The organism is Humibacillus sp. DSM 29435 (assembly GCF_001758225.1).
In the GTDB taxonomy this organism is placed as follows: domain Bacteria; phylum Actinomycetota; class Actinomycetes; order Actinomycetales; family Dermatophilaceae; genus DSM-29435.
Genome location: NZ_MAST01000007.1, coordinates 14,659 through 29,457 on the forward strand (window position 1 = coordinate 14,659; position 14,799 = coordinate 29,457).

The window sequence follows — 14,799 nt, forward strand, 5'->3', positions numbered from 1 at the left end:
CCCTAGCCGCGTCGGGCCATGTCGCGACGAACGGGCGCGTCGTCAGTGTGCCGCGTGGAGGGCCTGGGCCGAGGCGTAGAGACAGACCGTGGCTGCCATAGCGAGGTTGAGGGACTCGGCGCGACCGTAGATCGGCACCTGCACCACCTCGTCGCAGGCCTCTCGCAGGTCGGCGGGCAGCCCCCATGCCTCGTTGCCCATCACCCACGCGTGGGACGAGGTGAGGTCGACGTCGGGCAGCAGGCTCGCTCCGGAGCCGTCGGCCGCCAGAAGCCGGACACCCGCTGAGCGAAGGGCGGCCAGGATCGCCGGCACCGGTTCACCGACACAGATCGGCAGGTGCCAGAGAGAGCCGGCGGTCGAGCGAACGACCTTCGGGTTGTAGACATCGACGCTCGAGTCGCTGACGATGACGAGATCGGCGCCGGCGGCATCCGCTCCCCGGATGACGGTGCCGGCGTTGCCCGGGTCACGCACGTTGGTCAGCACGCACACGAGGGCTGCGGGGCGCAGGTCAGTCGGACCCACCAAGGCCGCCATCGCCGCCTCGAGGGTGACGTCGAGGGTGCTGCACACCGCGGCGATCCCTTGCGGCGCCTGCGAGTCGACCATCGCGGCGAGCACCTCAGGGCTCACCTCGTGCACCCACAGGTCACGATCAAGAGCGTTCTGCACGATGGCCGGATGCCGCGCCGCCGCCTCAGCAGTGACGTACACGTCACGTACGAGGTCGGGCCGGTGGTTCACCGCCTCACGAACCGCCTGAGGCCCCTCGGCGAGAAACTCACCGGCGCGCGAACGCACCGAGCGCCGAGACAGTGACCGTACCGCCTTCACCCGGTCTGACCGAGGGTTCGTCAGAGCCTTCTGATGCTCTGAAGGTCCGGCTGGGCGATGGTTCGGCACGGGAGTCCCGGCGCTCGTTCTGCGAGGGTGAACTGGCTAGACGAAACCGATCAGGCCGCGTCACCGGCAGCAGCGCCACCGGTGTTGGTGGCGGGCACGTGGGCCCGCGAGAGCTCGACGAGGGCAGCGAAGGCCGGCGCGTCGTTGACGGCGAGATCGGCGAGGATCTTGCGGTCGACCTCGATCTCGGCCAGCTTCAGGCCCTGCATGAACCGGTTGTAGGTCATGCCGTTCGCGCGAGCGGCGGCGTTGATGCGCTGGATCCAGAGACGACGGAAGTCTCCCTTGCGCGCTCGTCGGTCTCGGTAGGCGTAACCCAGTGAGTGGGTGACCTGCTCCTTGGCCTTGCGGTAGAGGCGCGAGCGCTGCCCGCGGTAACCGCTGGCGCGTTCGAGAACGACTCGACGTTTCTTGTGGGCGTTGACCGCCCGCTTCACGCGTGCCACGTGAATACTCCTTCTCTGCTTGATGCAGTGCTGGTACTAACGGCTGGTCCTGACGCTGCTGCCGGAGAGACCGGCGTGACCGAGGTGTCCCGGCTGCTCAGCGAGATGCTGGGTAGGGACTCGGACTACTTGCCGAGGAGCTTCTTGGCCTTCTTCGCGTCGGGCTTGGACAGCTCGACGTCGTTGGCGAGGGAACGCATCTTCTTGCTCGACTTGTGCTCGAGCAGGTGGCGACCGCCGGCCTGCTCACGCATCACCTTGCCGGTTCCCGTGAGGCGAAAGCGCTTCTTCGCACCGCTGTGCGTCTTCATCTTCGGCATGAGCCGGTCTCCTTCTGTGGTGATACGAGCTCTGAGGTGGTGCTCGTTCTGTGCTGCTACGAGGTCGTGCTGGGCTGAGCGAGGCGCACGCAGGCGCCCGACTCTGACGGGCGCTCTGGCGAGCAGACTCGCCGTTCGATCGGGGTGAGGCGTCACTCGGCTGCTGCGGTCGCCTCCGTCTGGGCGGCGGTGGTCTCGCTAGCCTCGGTGGCCTCGGTGGCGGCAGCCGCCTCCGGGTCAGGCGTTCCGGCCGCCCCGTCGGACAGCTCGGCGCGATGCTCGCGGGAGCGGCGCGCTTCGGCCTTGGCCTCGGCCTTCTTCTTCGTGGGGCCGATCACCATGATCATGTTGCGGCCGTCCTGCTTGGGCGCCGACTCGACGAAGCCGAGCTCGCCGATGTCATCGGCCAGTCGCTCGAGCAGGCGTCGACCCAGCTCGGGCCGGCTCTGCTCGCGGCCACGGAACATGATCGTCACCTTGACCTTGTCGCCCGCCTTGAGGAACCGCTCGACGTGGCCACGCTTCGTGCCGTAGTCGTGCGGGTCGATCTTCGGCCGGAGCTTGATCTCCTTGATGACCGTGTTGACCTGGTTCTTGCGTGCTTCTCGTGCCTTCAGGGCGGCTTCGTACTTGAACTTGCCGAAGTCCATGAGCTTGGCGACCGGCGGCTTGGCCATGGGGGCCACCTCGACGAGGTCGAGGTTCGCCTCCTCGGCCAGACGCAGCGCGTCTTCGACGCGCACGATGCCGACCTGCTCACCATTGGGTCCAACCAAACGCACTTCCGGAACCCGGATGCGCTCGTTGATGCGAGGCTCGCTGATGTGGTGCTCCTTAGTTTCAGGTGACGGGCTGTCGTGGCCAACAACGAGAAAGGCTCCTCGCGTGTGCACGAGGAGCCCTAGGTGTGGCGCACAACCCACGGTTTCCCGAACGTCGCACGGTTCGACAGGTCACCACCAGGGCGAGCGCCGAACAGACCTGGAACCCGGCGACACTGGTGCCGACGCGGGTGGAAGCGAGCTTCTCTTTGCACGTTGCTGCTGCTCTTGCGAACGACAACAACTGGTCAGTGCTCGAGAATAGCAGCCGGGACGGCGGAGCCCGAATCGGGCGCGGTCGATGTCTCCTCCCGGGTCTCCTCCCGGCGCCCTCGCCGGGTCACCAGCACCCCGAGCACTGCGACCGCCAGGCCGGCCGCCGACACGACGACGAAACCCCACTGCCAGCCCGCATGGTCGATGGCGAAGCCTGCCACCGGTGCTCCCACCGCCGACCCACCCGTCATGGCCGAGCCGTGCCATCCCATCATCTCGCCCCGGAACCGCTCTGGAACCACCCGGCTCAGGTGCTCGACCGTGGCCGTGATCGTCGGGGCGCAGAAGGGCCCGGAGAGCACGAGCAGCACGGCGAAGCTCGGCACCCCGACGGCGAAGGCCACCGGGACGGTGGTCAGTGAGAGGCCGCCTAGCAGCCAGAAGACCGGGAACGACCGGTGCCAGGCGCCGTAGATGAGGCCACCGATGAGCGACCCACCGCCCCAGAGTGCGAGGATCCAGCCGATCGAGCCGGTCGCATCGAAGCTGCGCAGGGCAGCAACGATCGCGACGTCGCTGCCGCTGAGCACCAGCGTGGTGCAGAGCGCGGCGAGGTAGACGGCTGCAACGGGGGCCGTGATGAACCCACGCCAGGCCCGCCGGGGCACCGGCTCCTCGACCGTCAGCGTCTCGTCAGCCGTCCCGTCGATCACGGCCTGGGCCGCACCGTCGCCCACGGACCTGACCACTGAACCTGCTGGGCCGGCATCCGCGGCGGCCTGGGGGGCGGTGTGCGCGGCACTCTTGATGGCAGGATTTGCCACCCACAGCACGCACCCGGCCGCGACGGCGGCCATCTCGCAGGCGAACAGGGCCCAGCCGGTGTTCCACGTCGTGGCCAGCCACACGCCGAGCGCCGGACCGGCCATGAAGGCGACCTCGGTCGCTGCCGAGTCGAGCGAGAGGGCACTGCGCCGATGGTGCTCGGGCACGGACCGGATGATGACCTGGCGCAGGATCGAGAACGTCGGCACGACGAAGAGACCGGCCAGGGCGGCCAGGGCCATGAGGGGCAGGTAGTCGACGAACGGGGCGATCGACCAACAGACGGCCTGGATGACGAGCGACGGGGCGACGGTGCGGCGCAACCCCAAGCGGTCGAGCAGACGCCCTCGCCACGGGCCCGAGATGGCGATCGCGACCGTGGCGGCGGCGGCCACCAGCCCCGCCTGGCCGTAGCTGCGCCCGAGGGCGATGACCACGTGCAGGGTGAGCAGCACCGTGCCGGCGAACATGGGCACCCGGATCAGCAGACCGAGCACCAGAGCGTTTCGGGTGTCGCGGATCGCCAGCGCGTATCGATACTGCCGGACATCCATCCCTAGAGCGTGCCACCTCCGACCGACATCACGCACCTCACTCGGCGTTGGGGGATGGCGGTGACAGGGAGGGCAGCTGCGACGGCCGGGCTGGCGACGAGAGCCCGCCCACCCTTGTCTCGCGTGGGCGGAAGCGGAAGGGTGGGGCAATGGCCAAGACGCCCGGCAGATCAGAGCCTCCTGCGGCCCCCAACCCCGCATCGCCGCGGGACATCCGCAACGTCGTGCTCGTCGGCCCGGGCGGAGGGGGCAAGAGTGCCCTCTTCGAGTCGCTGGTGGCCGCCCGGGTGCCCGGTCAGCGCCCCTCGGCCGTCGAGCACGTGCGCACCACGGGCCTTCGCGTCGCGTCGTTCGACACCGGGAAGGTCACGCTCAACCTCATCGACACCCCCGGCTACCCCGACTTCGTCGGCGACCTGCGCGCCGGGCTGCGGGCCGCCGACGCAGCGGTCTTCGTCGTATCGGGAGCCGACGACATCGACCGGCCCGTGTCGTTGCTCTGGCGCGAGTGCGCCGCCGTCGGTATGCCCCGTGCCATCGTGGTCACCCACCTCGACCAGCCGCGGGCCGAGTTCGCCCAGACGGTCGAGACCTGTCGACGCACCTTCGGCGACGCACGCGCCACTCACTGGCCGGTGATCGAGGGCACCACGGTGGCCGGAGTGGTCGGGTTGCTCACCGGCGACCCCGAGCCGGTCGGTGAGTCGATGCTCGAAGAGGCCCGCAGCGCGCTCATCGAGTCGATCATCGAGCAGTCGGAGGATGCCGGGCTGCTCGACCGCTACCTCGAGGGCGAGCCGCTCGACACGGAGGCACTGCTCGGCGACCTGCGCACAGCGATCGCCCAGGGCACCTTCTTCCCGATCGTGCCCGTGTCGCCGCCGAGCGGGGCGGGCATCGAAGAGCTGCTCGGCATGGTCGAGCGAGCCTTTCCCGACCCGAGCACCCATCCCCTGCCGGCCGTGACCAGCCCGGTCGGAGGCGCCATCAAGGGCGTCGCCTGCGACCCGTCGCAGCCGCTCGTGGCCGAGGTCGTACGCACCACCACAGACCCCTACGTGGGTCGGCTCTCACTCGTGCGGGTCTTCTCGGGCACCCTGCGCGTCGATGACACCGTGCATGTGTCGGGCCATCTCGGCGACTTCGTCGGTCACGAGGTGGTCGGTCATCCGGCCCACGACGACGACGAACGCGTGGGCCCGCTGGCATCGCCCTTCAGCGACGTGCACCGCCCGCGCGGCACCGTCATCGCCGGAGACATCGCGCTCGTGTCGAAGCTGGCCCGGGCCGAGACCTCTGACACGCTCTCCTCCCCCGACCGGCCGGCCGTGGTGGCGCCGTGGCTGCTGCCCGAGCCGCAGCTGCCGGTGGCCATCAGGGCTGCGACCAAGAGCGATGACGACAAGCTGGCGGGTGCCCTCGCCCGCCTGGTGGCCGAAGACGTCACCGTGCGGATGGAGCACGCCGCCCAGACCGACCAGATGGTGCTCTGGGCGATGGGCCAGGCCCACGTCGACGACCTGATCGCCAAGCTGGCCGAGCGGTTCGGCGTGACGGTCGAGTCGGAGCCCTACCGAACCGCCCTGCGCGAGACCTTCATTCGCCGGTGCACAGCGTCTGGACGCCATGTCAAGCAGTCGGGCGGCCACGGGCAGTATGCCGTGTGCTCGCTCGAGATCGAGCCGCTCCCCCGCGGCGCCGGTGTCGAGTTCGTCGACAAGGTGACAGGGGGCTCGGTGCCGCGCCAGTTCGTCCCGTCGATCGAGAAGGGGGTGCGCCACCAGCTGGAGAAGGGCGTGCTCACCGGCCACCCGGTGGTCGACGTGCGCATCACCCTGCTCGATGGCAAGGCGCACTCGGTCGACAGCTCTGACGTCGCGTTCCAGACGGCTGCCGCGCAGGCCCTGAAGGATGCGGCCAACGCCTCGACCGTCGCGCTGCTCGAGCCCATCGACATCGTGGCCGTCACGACGGCCGACGAGTATCTCGGAGGGGTGATGAGCGACCTTCGCGGGCGCCGTGGCCACGTGGTCGGCACCGAACCCGGGGAGGATGCCGGGTGGACCGTGGTGCACGCCGAGGTGCCCCAGTCAGAGCTCGCGCGCTACCCCATCGACCTGCGGTCGGTGTCGCACGGCACCGGCTCGTTCACGCGCGAGCCGCTACGTCACGACCTGCTTCCCGCCGACCAGGCCAAGACGTTCCTCCCTGGCTGACCAACGAGGCCCGCGGGCGACACCAACCCGGGTGCGGGGCCCTTCGAGCGACGACGAGGGCGAGGTCAGGGCGCCGTCAGTAGCCTCGCGGCGGGCAGTGCCGGAGCGATGAGGCGATGGCCGCCGTGTAGGCCCGGTAGCCGGGGAGGGTCGGGTGGAAGGCGGCGGGGTCGAACGGCCCGAGAATCCACGGGTTGGGAGCGTTCACACCATGCCCCTTGAAGCGGTTCGTGACGTCGACGAAGGTGAACCCGTGCTTCTGGGCGGCCTTGGCGATGACCCGGTTGAGCACGTTGGCGCCCTCGTTGAGGGCGCGCTGCTCGGGAGTCGAGGCGCCGAGGTAGGTGCCGTGGAACGGGGAGAACAGGCGCGGGTAGCCCGTGACGACAACCCGGGCGTTCGGGGCGTGCTCGGCCACCTGACGGTAGACGGAGTCGAGCAGGGCCGGCAGCTTCGTGGTGATGTTGCTCCGGGTCGTGGCCACCGCGGCCGCACAGTCCGGGTCGGTTCCCCCGAGGCAGGCGACCACGGCCGACGACCAGCCGATGTCGTTGCCGCCGATCGTGAGCGTCACCAGGTCGGTGTCGGAGTCGAGCGCGTCGAGCTGGCCGCCCGTGACCAGGGTGGTGGTCGTGGCCACCGCGCAGGCGACGAAGTTGTCGAGGTGGACCCGCATCCGCCCGTTCAGCTGCTCGGCGTAGGCCGCCTCCGAGCGACCGCACGAGCCGTCGTAGGGAGGCACGCCGTAGCCGGAGGCGTAGGAGTCGCCGAGCGCGTCGTAGACGACGGCTCCACGCGCCGCTGCCGGTGCCGACGCTGCTGACGGCACCGCCCACGCAGACGTGGCCGATGTGGCTCCCGTGGCTCCGGCGGCGAACAGGGCAAGGGTGGCGAACGCGGAACCGGTGGCGCGTAGGAGGTTTCTCACGTGCGAAAACCTACCCATTCCGGCCACCTCTGACCAGACCCGGCCACCTCGCATCTGGACGACGTCGCCGGGTCGCCCTGACGTGCCGGGCCCGCCGGGGAGAGGCAGAGCTCTCGGCGGGCCCAGGCTCGGTCAGAGGCGCACGATCATCTTCCCGGTGTTGTCTCCGCGCAGCACGCCGAGGAAGCCGTCGACAGCGTGGTCGATGCCGTCGACGAAGGTCTCGCGCGACTTCAAAGAGCCGTCGGCCAGCCAGCCGGCCGCCTTGATGGCGTACTCGCCGGCGAGGTCGTAGTGGTCACCCACGAGAAAGCCGTGGATGAGTCCTCGGGTCTGGATCAGCCGGGAGAGGTTGCGCGGGCCGGGCGCCGGTTCGGTGTCGTTGTAGACCGAGATGGCGCCGCAGACGGCGATCCGACCGCCGAGGTTGAGGGAGCCGACCGCCGCCTCGAGGTGCTCCCCGCCGACGTTGTCGAAGTAGACGTCGATGCCGTCGGGGGCGGCCTCGCGCAGCAGGTGGGAGACCTTGCCGTCGCGGTAGTTGAAGGCCGCGTCGAACCCGAGGTCGGTCAGCAGGTGCTCGACCTTCTCGGCGGAGCCGGCACTGCCGACGACCCGCCCGGCCCCCAGGGCCCGGGCGATCTGTCCGACGGCGCTTCCGACCGCACCCGCTGCTCCGGAGACGAACACCGTGTCACCCGGCTTGAAGGACGCGACCCGGGTCAGCCCCGCGTAGGCGGTCAGCCCGGTCATACCGAGCACCCCGAGGTAGGCGGAGGCGGGGGCCAGCGAGGTGTCGACGACCCGCGCGGCCGATGCGTCGACCACTGCCTCCTCACGCCAGCCGAGGCCGTGGAGCACGTGGTCGCCCACGGTGAAGGCGTCGGCTCGCGACTCGACCACCTCGCCGACAGCCCCACCGTTCATGGCCTCTCCGATGGCATAGGGCGCCGCGTACGACTTCGCGTCGCTCATGCGACCGCGCATGTACGGGTCGACCGACATGACGACGTTGCGCACGCGGATCTGGCCGTCGGCGAGGTCGGTCTGCGCGCTCGTGGCGAGCTCGAAGTCGTCGGGGGTCGGCCAGCCGACGGGCCGGGTCTTCAGCTGGACCTCACGGGGTGATGTCATGGGTTACCTCTCACTGTTCGGGTTCGGATGTTGGCGGCGGGGTCAGGCGATCGACAGCTCGACCGGGATGTTGCCGCGGGTGGCGTTGGAGTAGGGGCACACCTGGTGCGCCGTCTCGACCAAGGTGCGGCCCTGCTCCTCGTCGAACCCGTCGGGCAGCTCGACCTCGAGCACGACCGAGAGGCTGAAGCCGCCCGCCTCGGTGGTGTGGAGGCTGACGTCGGCGGTGACCGATGCGTCGAAGTCCTTGACGCCGCTGCGCCGGGCGACCACGCCGAGCGCACTGGCGAAGCAGGCGGCGTACCCGGCGGCGAAGAGCTGCTCGGGGTTGGTGCCCTGGCCCGAGCCGCCGAGCTCGGTCGGTGGGGCGAGGTTGACGTCGAGCTTGCCGTCGGTGCTGACGGCCCGACCCTCACGTCCGGAGGCGGTGGCCGATGCGACGTACGCGGCGGGGGTGGTTTCGGCGGTGGTGCTCACAAGGCGCTCCTGGTCTTCGACTGAGGTGGGACTGGGATGACAACCACCCGAGGGCCGATTCGATGCCCGACGCGGCGAAGAAGGCAGCGCTCCTGCGCGGGATGACGGCATCCGGGCTCGGCAGGAGGTTCGAACGCGCTGCCGGTGAGCGAACGCGGCGGTGTGCCGGCGCGTTCGACCTCGAACGAGTCGTTCGGAGGAAGGGGGTGGGGGGAAGGGGGTGGGGGAAAGGGAGGGGGGTCAGGAGGGCAGGAGGATGGAGACTGCGTGGATGAGCACGCCGATCAGGCCCCCGACGAGGGTGCCGTTGATGCGGATGAACTGCAGGTCGCGACCCACCTGCAGCTCGACCCGATCGGCGGTCTCCTTGCCGTCCCACCGGTCGACGGTCTGGCTGATCACGGCCGTCAGCTCGGTGCCGTAGCGCGCCACGGCGTACACGGCTGCGTCGCAGATGCGCTGGTCGATGCGGTCGCGCAGCTCACGGTCGGCCAGCAGGCGCTCGGCGAGCGCGACGACCTCCTCGACGGCACGCGTGCGCAGCGGCCCCTCGATGTCGCGCAGGGCCGCCACCATCACTCCGCGGGCGGAGATCCAGAGCGACATCGCCGTGACCGACACCTGCGGGTGCGACAGCAGCCGCTCCTTGAGTCGCTCGGCCTTCTCCTGCGTGGCCGGGTCGTGCTGGAGGTTCTCGGCGAGGTCACGCAGCAGGGTGTCGATCGCGTCGCGCACCTCGTGCTGCGGGTCGCGACGGATGTCGGCGAGCCACTTGAGGGCCTCGGTGTGCACCTTGCGGGCCACGAGGTCGTTGAGGGCCGTCGGCACCCACGTGGGCGCGCGCCGGGTGATGAGCGACTCGAAGACGTCGGCGTTCTCGGCCAGCCACAGCCCGATCTCGTCGAGGGCGAGGTCGACGAGGCCGACGTGGGCGTTGTCTTTCACCACCTGGTCGAGCAGCCCGCCGGCCAGCGAGCTGACCGGCTCCTTCATCAGCCGCGGCAGCACGGCCTGCTCGATGACGGCCTGCACGTCGGCATCCGGGATGCGTTCGAGCGCGTGCGCCGACACGGTGGCCACCTCGTCGACGAGCCGCTTCGCGTTGGCATCGACCAGCACCCAGTCGGCGACCCGCCGCGTGGGCTCGGCGTCGATGACCCGCTCGCGGATGATGTCCTCGCGCATGAAGTTCTCGCCCACGAACTCCTCGAGGCTGCGGCCGAGCATCTCCTTCTTGCGCGGGATGAGCGCCGTGTGCGGGATGGGCAGGCCGAGCGGATGCCGGAAGATCGCCGTGACGGCGAACCAGTCGGCGCAGGCGCCCACCATCGACGCCTCGGCGCCGGCGTTGACGAAACCCAACCAGCCGGTGTTCTGCCCACGGGTGAGCAGGTACACGACCGCGGCGACCACGAGCAGGCCGGTCGCGAGCATCCGCATCCGGCGCAGGTCGGCTCGCCGCTGGGCGTCGACCGCTGGGTCGACGACGAAGCCGAGCGCTCCACTCACGGGGAAACCTCCAGTGCCATGCGACGTAACGGTCGCCCTCGCGGTCAGAGGGTCTCGAGCGCGAAGGTCAGGGCGTCGATCCTCGCACGGGTCTCCCCGTCGGTGGCGATGCGCTCCCCGATGCGGGTGGCGAGCGCGCCCACGGCGTCGGCGTCGAGCCCGGCCGGAAGCTGCAGCACGACGCGCAGCACCCCGGCCCCGGGCGGCTCACCGGGCTCGAGGCGGTGGTCGGCCACCGCGCGCTCCGGCCGCACGGCGCTCGCCACCGCCGACGCGACGTGGGCGTCGTGATGGCTCGGCGCCCAGGGCCGTTCCTGCGCGAGCGCCCACAGCATGCTCGGCCGAAGCACCGTGGCGTGCTCGGAGCCGATGTCGACGAGCAGCACCGAGCACTCCTCGCTGATCGCGGCCTGGGCGGCGGCCGCTGCCCGCACCGGCACGGGCCGGGCCGCGGCATCCCACGCGGCCAACGACGCCAGCGAGGTGAACATCGGCAGGCCCCGTGACCCGTCAGGGGCAGTCAGGGTGACGGTGGCCATGTCGGTGCGAGTCTCGACCACGTGATCACCACTGTCGTCGACCTCGGCGGCGACAGCGACGACGGGCACCAGCCATCGCACCCGCGCGACGTGCTCCATCACGGCCTGTTCCGCCTCGGGTGAAGAAAGCTCACCGACCACGCGCAGGGCAGCCAGCAGAGCGGCATCCGCCTCGCCGCTGTCGCCGGCGAAACCGTGGCTGGGGATCGCCTTGCCCGCCCAGGGCTGACCCGCCGAGTCGGCGGGAGGCGCCGGTGGCTCAGGGCGCTCTTCAGACGGCTCCGGGCGAGCGTCTGGTCGGTCATCAGGCAAGCGGTCGCCACTCACAGCGGCGGACGGCCTGCCACGTCGAGCGCCTCGGAGAGCCGGAAGGCCCCCTGGTAGAGCGCAGAACCGACGATCGCGCCCTCGACGCCGATCTCGACGAGCTCGCGGATGGCCGTCAGGTCGCGCAGGGTCGAGATGCCACCGGACGCGACGACGGGGCGGTCGGTGCGGTCGCAGACCGAACGCAGCAGGTCGAGGTTCGGACCCTGCATCATGCCGTCGGTCTTGACGTCGGTGACCACGTAGCGGGCGCAGCCCTCGCGGTCGAGCTGCTCGAGCGTCGGCCAGAGCTCGCCACCCTCACTCGTCCAGCCGCGGGCCGCCAGAGTCGTACCGCGCACGTCGAGGCCGATCGCGACCCGGTCGCCGTGCTCGGCGATGATCGACGCCGTCCACTCAGGGTTCTCCAGCGCCGCGGTGCCGATGGTCACCCGGCGGCACCCGGTGGCCAGGGCCACCTCCAGCGACTCGGCGTCACGGATGCCGCCCGAGAGCTCGACCGAGATGTCGAGCTTTCCGACGATGGCGTCGATGACCTCCCGGTTGCTGCCGCCACCGAAGGCGGCATCGAGGTCGACCAGGTGCACCCATTCGGCGCCCTGCTCCTGCCAGGCCATCGCGGCCGCCAGCGGGTCGCCGTACGAACGGGCGGTGCCGGCGACGCCCTGCACCAGCTGCACCGCCTGCCCACCGGCGATGTCGACGGCGGGGAGCAGCTCGAGTCGGGGGTGGCTCATCGGCGATGGTCTCCTGCTGGGGGCGATTGGGGTGGTCTTTCGGGAGTCTCCCAGTATGCCGTGCGCCTTCTTCGCGTGCGCGATCGTGACCCCTCGTGGCGCCGGCCGTCATCGAGACCAGAACCGGACCAGTCCCTGACACGACCCGAACACAACGGCGGCACAGTGAGAGCCATGACCTCGACCAGCTGGGCGCAGAGCGCCCACCTCGTGCGATCAACCGGGTTCGGCGGCTCCGGCGCCCTGGTCGACGTGGTGGACAAGCAGGGCGCCGCCGCCTGGGTGCAGCAGTCGCTGCACGCCGATGCGAGCCACGACCCGACCGTGACAGCCACTCCCGCACCGACCTTCGACACACTCCCACCCTTGGGCAAGGGGGCCTCCCGCGAAGAGCGTCAGAAGCGCCGGCAGGCAGACCGGGAGCAGGTGAACGAGCTGCTCGCCTGGTGGATCCGCCGGATGGCCACCGCGGCCAACCCGATGGTCGAGAAGCTCACCTTCGGGTGGCACAACCACTTCTCGACCTCCGCGAGCAAGGTGCGGTCGGCCTCGATGCTGCTCGGCCAGAACGAGACGCTGCGAGCGTTGGGCCGGGGGTCGTTCCTCGACCTGGCCGAAGCCATGGTGAAAGACCCGGCGATGCTCGTGTGGCTCGACGGCCAGAAGAACACCGCCACGGCTCCGAACGAGAACCTGGCCCGTGAGTTCATGGAGCTGTTCACGCTGGGCCACGGAGGCGGCTACACGGAGACGGACGTCAAGGAGGGCGCCCGGGCTCTGACCGGCTGGACCGTGTCACGCCTCGACGGCACCGCGAGGTTCATGGCAAGGCGCCACGACTCGCAGGCCAAGACCCTGCTCGGCACCACGGCCGATCTCGATGCGACCGGTTTCGTGCGGGTCGTGCTCGGTCACAACGCCTCGGCCCCGTTCGTGGTGGGTCGCTGGTGGCGCCTGCTGGCCGGACCCGGCGGGCCCCCACCGGACGCTCTGGCCCGGATCGTCGCGGCCTATGGGCCCGGTCGTGACCTCCGGGCCATGTTCGGCGCGCTGTTCACCGACCCGGCCTTGGTCTCGGCGGCGGGCAGCGTGGTGGTGTCACCCGTCGAGTGGGTGGTGGGCAGCATGCGGGCGCTCTCGCTCACGGCCGATGACGCCACCGTGCGCCGGGCCGCCGCGATGATGCGTTCGCTCGGTCAGGTGCCCCTTCACCCACCCAACGTCAGCGGGTGGCCGTCGGGCCAGGCCTGGCTCTCGACAGCCGCCGCGACGACCCGGGTTCGCGCGGCCACCACCCTCGTCAGGGCCGCCGACCTGCACGCGGTCGAGGACCAGCCCGCATCCGCTCGAGTCGAGGCGGTCGCGCACCTGCTCGGCATCCCCACCCTCTCCGGCCGCACCGCTGCCGAGCTGAAGAAGCACGTGGGTCTCCCCCCGCGGCTCGTCGCCACCGCCCTCGTCTGCCCCGAAAACCTGGTGATCTGATGTCCCTTCCTCCGATCGACCCCAAGAAGCCGATGGACGGGCTCACCCGGCGCTCGCTGCTGCGCGCGTCAGGCGTGGGCGGGGCGGCCGCCCTGCTGGCCGGCGCCGCCGGCGTCACCTGGCATCAAGTGATGGAGCGCGGGCAGGAGACGCCCCTCGCGTCAAACAGCCCGATCCTCGTGCTGCTGTCGATGTACGGCGGCAACGATGGGCTCAGCACCGTTGTGCCGTATGCCGATCCGGCCTACCACGAGGCTCGGCCCGAGCTGGCGTACGACCCGGCCGACGTGCTGCATCTCGACGACCAGCTCGGCCTCAACCCCGGCATGACGGGCCTGGCGAAGCTGTGGTCTGACCGCAAGCTCGCCATCGTGCGGGGCGTCGGCTACCCCAGGCCCGACCGCAGTCACTTCCGGTCGATGGACATCTGGCAGACGGGCTCGCCCGAGACCCCCGTACCCACCGGCTGGCTCGGACGCTGGCTCGACACCGCCGGCGACGACCCGCTGCTCGCCCTGAACATCGGCGAGGTGCTGCCCCCGCTCGCCGTAGGCACCAAGGCGACCGCGGCCGCCCTCGCGGTCGGCGGCAACGCCAACAAGACCACCGGCGCCGATGCGGCGTTGACGGCCTTCGCGGTGCCGGATGCCGCTGACGGCCCGGCGGCGCGCATGGTGGTCGCCTCCTACGCCGCTCGCCAGCGGTGCGAGCAGACCTTCGGTTCGCTGACCTCCAGCGACGGTGCCGACGCGCCGGGCGACTCCGGCGGCAACGGCAACCGGGCGTCGCTGGCCGCCCAGCTGGGGTTGGTGGCGCGGTGCATCACCGCGAACGTGCCGACCCGCGTCTACACCGTCTCGGCGTCCGGGTTCGACCTGCACGCCAACGAGAAGGACGCGCAGACCGCCCACCTCACCGAGATCGACAAGGCCGTCACCGCGTTCCGGTCAGCCCTGGCCGGCACCGCCCGCGAGCGGGACGTCGTGCTGATGGCCTACTCGGAGTTCGGGCGACGGGTTCGCGCCAACGCCTCCGAGGGCACCGACCACGGAACGGCCGGGCCGGTTCTGCTCATCGGTGACTCGGTCAAGGCCGGCTTCCACGGCGACGAGCCGTCGCTGACCGACCTTGACGACGGCGACCTCAAGACCACCACCGACTTCCGCGCCGTCTACGGCGAGGTGCTCGACCGGATGCTGGGGGCCGACCCCACCCGGGTGCTCGACAAGGTTCCGGCCGCGGTGGGTCTCTTCGCCTGACGGCGCAGGACTCGAGATGACTCGAGATGACTGGATGGGGCACGTCGGCCCGGTGGCAGCTCTCAGGCCGGGCTCATCTTCTCGACGTAGGTTGCGTGAC

14 protein-coding genes are annotated in these 14,799 nt (G+C 70.5%); 3 read left to right on the forward strand and 11 right to left on the reverse strand.

Annotation, left to right across the window (positions count from 1 at the left end):
• Window positions 1-42: 42 nt before the first annotated feature.
• From BA895_RS06045 to BA895_RS06065, 5 genes are all read right to left on the reverse strand, one after another.
• Window positions 43-861, reverse strand: a complete 819-nt coding sequence (locus tag BA895_RS06045; RefSeq protein WP_070191077.1) for an RNA methyltransferase — start codon at window positions 859-861, stop codon at window positions 43-45.
• Window positions 862-956: 95 nt separating this feature from the next.
• Complete coding sequence (rplT, locus tag BA895_RS06050) at window positions 957-1,352, reverse strand: 50S ribosomal protein L20 (protein WP_070191007.1); 396 nt, start codon at window positions 1,350-1,352, stop codon at window positions 957-959.
• A gap of 125 nt (window positions 1,353-1,477) precedes the next feature.
• A complete protein-coding gene (gene rpmI / locus BA895_RS06055; RefSeq protein ID WP_070191008.1) occupies window positions 1,478-1,672 on the reverse strand; it encodes a 50S ribosomal protein L35 in 195 nt (64 codons plus the stop codon).
• A gap of 152 nt (window positions 1,673-1,824) precedes the next feature.
• Window positions 1,825-2,496: a translation initiation factor IF-3 gene (infC, locus tag BA895_RS06060; RefSeq protein WP_083283050.1), complete on the reverse strand. Its 672-nt coding sequence runs from the start codon at window positions 2,494-2,496 to the stop codon at window positions 1,825-1,827.
• Between the two features lie 245 nt (window positions 2,497-2,741).
• Window positions 2,742-4,088 (reverse strand): MFS transporter, encoded by a 1,347-nt coding sequence (locus BA895_RS06065; protein ID WP_070191010.1) that lies wholly within the window; start codon window positions 4,086-4,088, stop codon window positions 2,742-2,744.
• A 149-nt stretch (window positions 4,089-4,237) separates the two neighbouring features.
• On the opposite strand from BA895_RS06065, the gene BA895_RS06070 reads away from it, so the two are divergent.
• Window positions 4,238-6,304 carry an elongation factor G-like protein EF-G2 gene (locus BA895_RS06070; protein ID WP_070191011.1) on the forward strand — a complete coding sequence of 689 codons (2,067 nt, stop codon included), beginning with the start codon at window positions 4,238-4,240 and terminating at the stop codon, window positions 6,302-6,304.
• A 76-nt stretch (window positions 6,305-6,380) separates the two neighbouring features.
• Here BA895_RS06070 and BA895_RS06075 read toward each other — a convergent pair whose 3' ends face one another.
• From BA895_RS06075 to priA, 6 genes are all read right to left on the reverse strand, one after another.
• Window positions 6,381-7,232 carry an SGNH/GDSL hydrolase family protein gene (locus BA895_RS06075; protein ID WP_254666348.1) on the reverse strand — a complete coding sequence of 284 codons (852 nt, stop codon included), beginning with the start codon at window positions 7,230-7,232 and terminating at the stop codon, window positions 6,381-6,383.
• A 132-nt stretch (window positions 7,233-7,364) separates the two neighbouring features.
• Entirely contained in the window at window positions 7,365-8,366 is a 1,002-nt protein-coding gene (locus BA895_RS06080) for an NADP-dependent oxidoreductase (protein WP_070191012.1), read from the reverse strand.
• 42 nt (window positions 8,367-8,408) lie between these two features.
• On the reverse strand, window positions 8,409-8,843 hold the full coding sequence (locus tag BA895_RS06085; protein ID WP_070191013.1) for an organic hydroperoxide resistance protein: 435 nt from the start codon (window positions 8,841-8,843) through the stop codon (window positions 8,409-8,411).
• Window positions 8,844-9,083: 240 nt separating this feature from the next.
• Window positions 9,084-10,352 (reverse strand): DUF445 domain-containing protein, encoded by a 1,269-nt coding sequence (locus tag BA895_RS06090; protein WP_070191014.1) that lies wholly within the window; start codon window positions 10,350-10,352, stop codon window positions 9,084-9,086.
• 44 nt (window positions 10,353-10,396) lie between these two features.
• Window positions 10,397-11,203, reverse strand: coding sequence for an SseB family protein (locus BA895_RS06095; protein WP_083283052.1), 807 nt, complete (start codon window positions 11,201-11,203; stop codon window positions 10,397-10,399).
• 11 nt (window positions 11,204-11,214) lie between these two features.
• Window positions 11,215-11,955: a bifunctional 1-(5-phosphoribosyl)-5-((5-phosphoribosylamino)methylideneamino)imidazole-4-carboxamide isomerase/phosphoribosylanthranilate isomerase PriA gene (gene priA, locus BA895_RS06100; RefSeq protein ID WP_070191015.1), complete on the reverse strand. Its 741-nt coding sequence runs from the start codon at window positions 11,953-11,955 to the stop codon at window positions 11,215-11,217.
• A gap of 174 nt (window positions 11,956-12,129) precedes the next feature.
• On the opposite strand from priA, the gene BA895_RS06105 reads away from it, so the two are divergent.
• Together BA895_RS06105 and BA895_RS06110 are read left to right on the forward strand one after the other, a co-directional pair.
• Entirely contained in the window at window positions 12,130-13,440 is a 1,311-nt protein-coding gene (locus BA895_RS06105; RefSeq protein ID WP_070191016.1) for a DUF1800 domain-containing protein, read from the forward strand.
• Window positions 13,440-14,699, forward strand: coding sequence for a DUF1501 domain-containing protein (locus BA895_RS06110; RefSeq protein ID WP_217493833.1), 1,260 nt, complete (start codon window positions 13,440-13,442; stop codon window positions 14,697-14,699). Before BA895_RS06105 ends, BA895_RS06110 begins: the two co-directional genes overlap by 1 nt.
• Window positions 14,700-14,799: the final 100 nt, after the last annotated feature.

Bases quoted from the DNA above. Each gene is read 5' to 3' on its own strand.
- BA895_RS06110 (WP_217493833.1), top strand. From the start codon at position 13,440: ATGTCCCTTCCTCCGATCGACCCCAAGAAGCCGATGGACGGGCTCACC.
- rpmI (WP_070191008.1), bottom strand. From the start codon at position 1,672: ATGCCGAAGATGAAGACGCACAGCGGTGCGAAGAAGCGCTTTCGCCTC.
- BA895_RS06080 (WP_070191012.1), bottom strand. From the start codon at position 8,366: ATGACATCACCCCGTGAGGTCCAGCTGAAGACCCGGCCCGTCGGCTGG.
- BA895_RS06070 (WP_070191011.1), top strand. From the start codon at position 4,238: ATGGCCAAGACGCCCGGCAGATCAGAGCCTCCTGCGGCCCCCAACCCC.
- BA895_RS06105 (WP_070191016.1), top strand. From the start codon at position 12,130: ATGACCTCGACCAGCTGGGCGCAGAGCGCCCACCTCGTGCGATCAACC.
- priA (WP_070191015.1), bottom strand. From the start codon at position 11,955: ATGAGCCACCCCCGACTCGAGCTGCTCCCCGCCGTCGACATCGCCGGT.
- BA895_RS06065 (WP_070191010.1), bottom strand. From the start codon at position 4,088: ATGGATGTCCGGCAGTATCGATACGCGCTGGCGATCCGCGACACCCGA.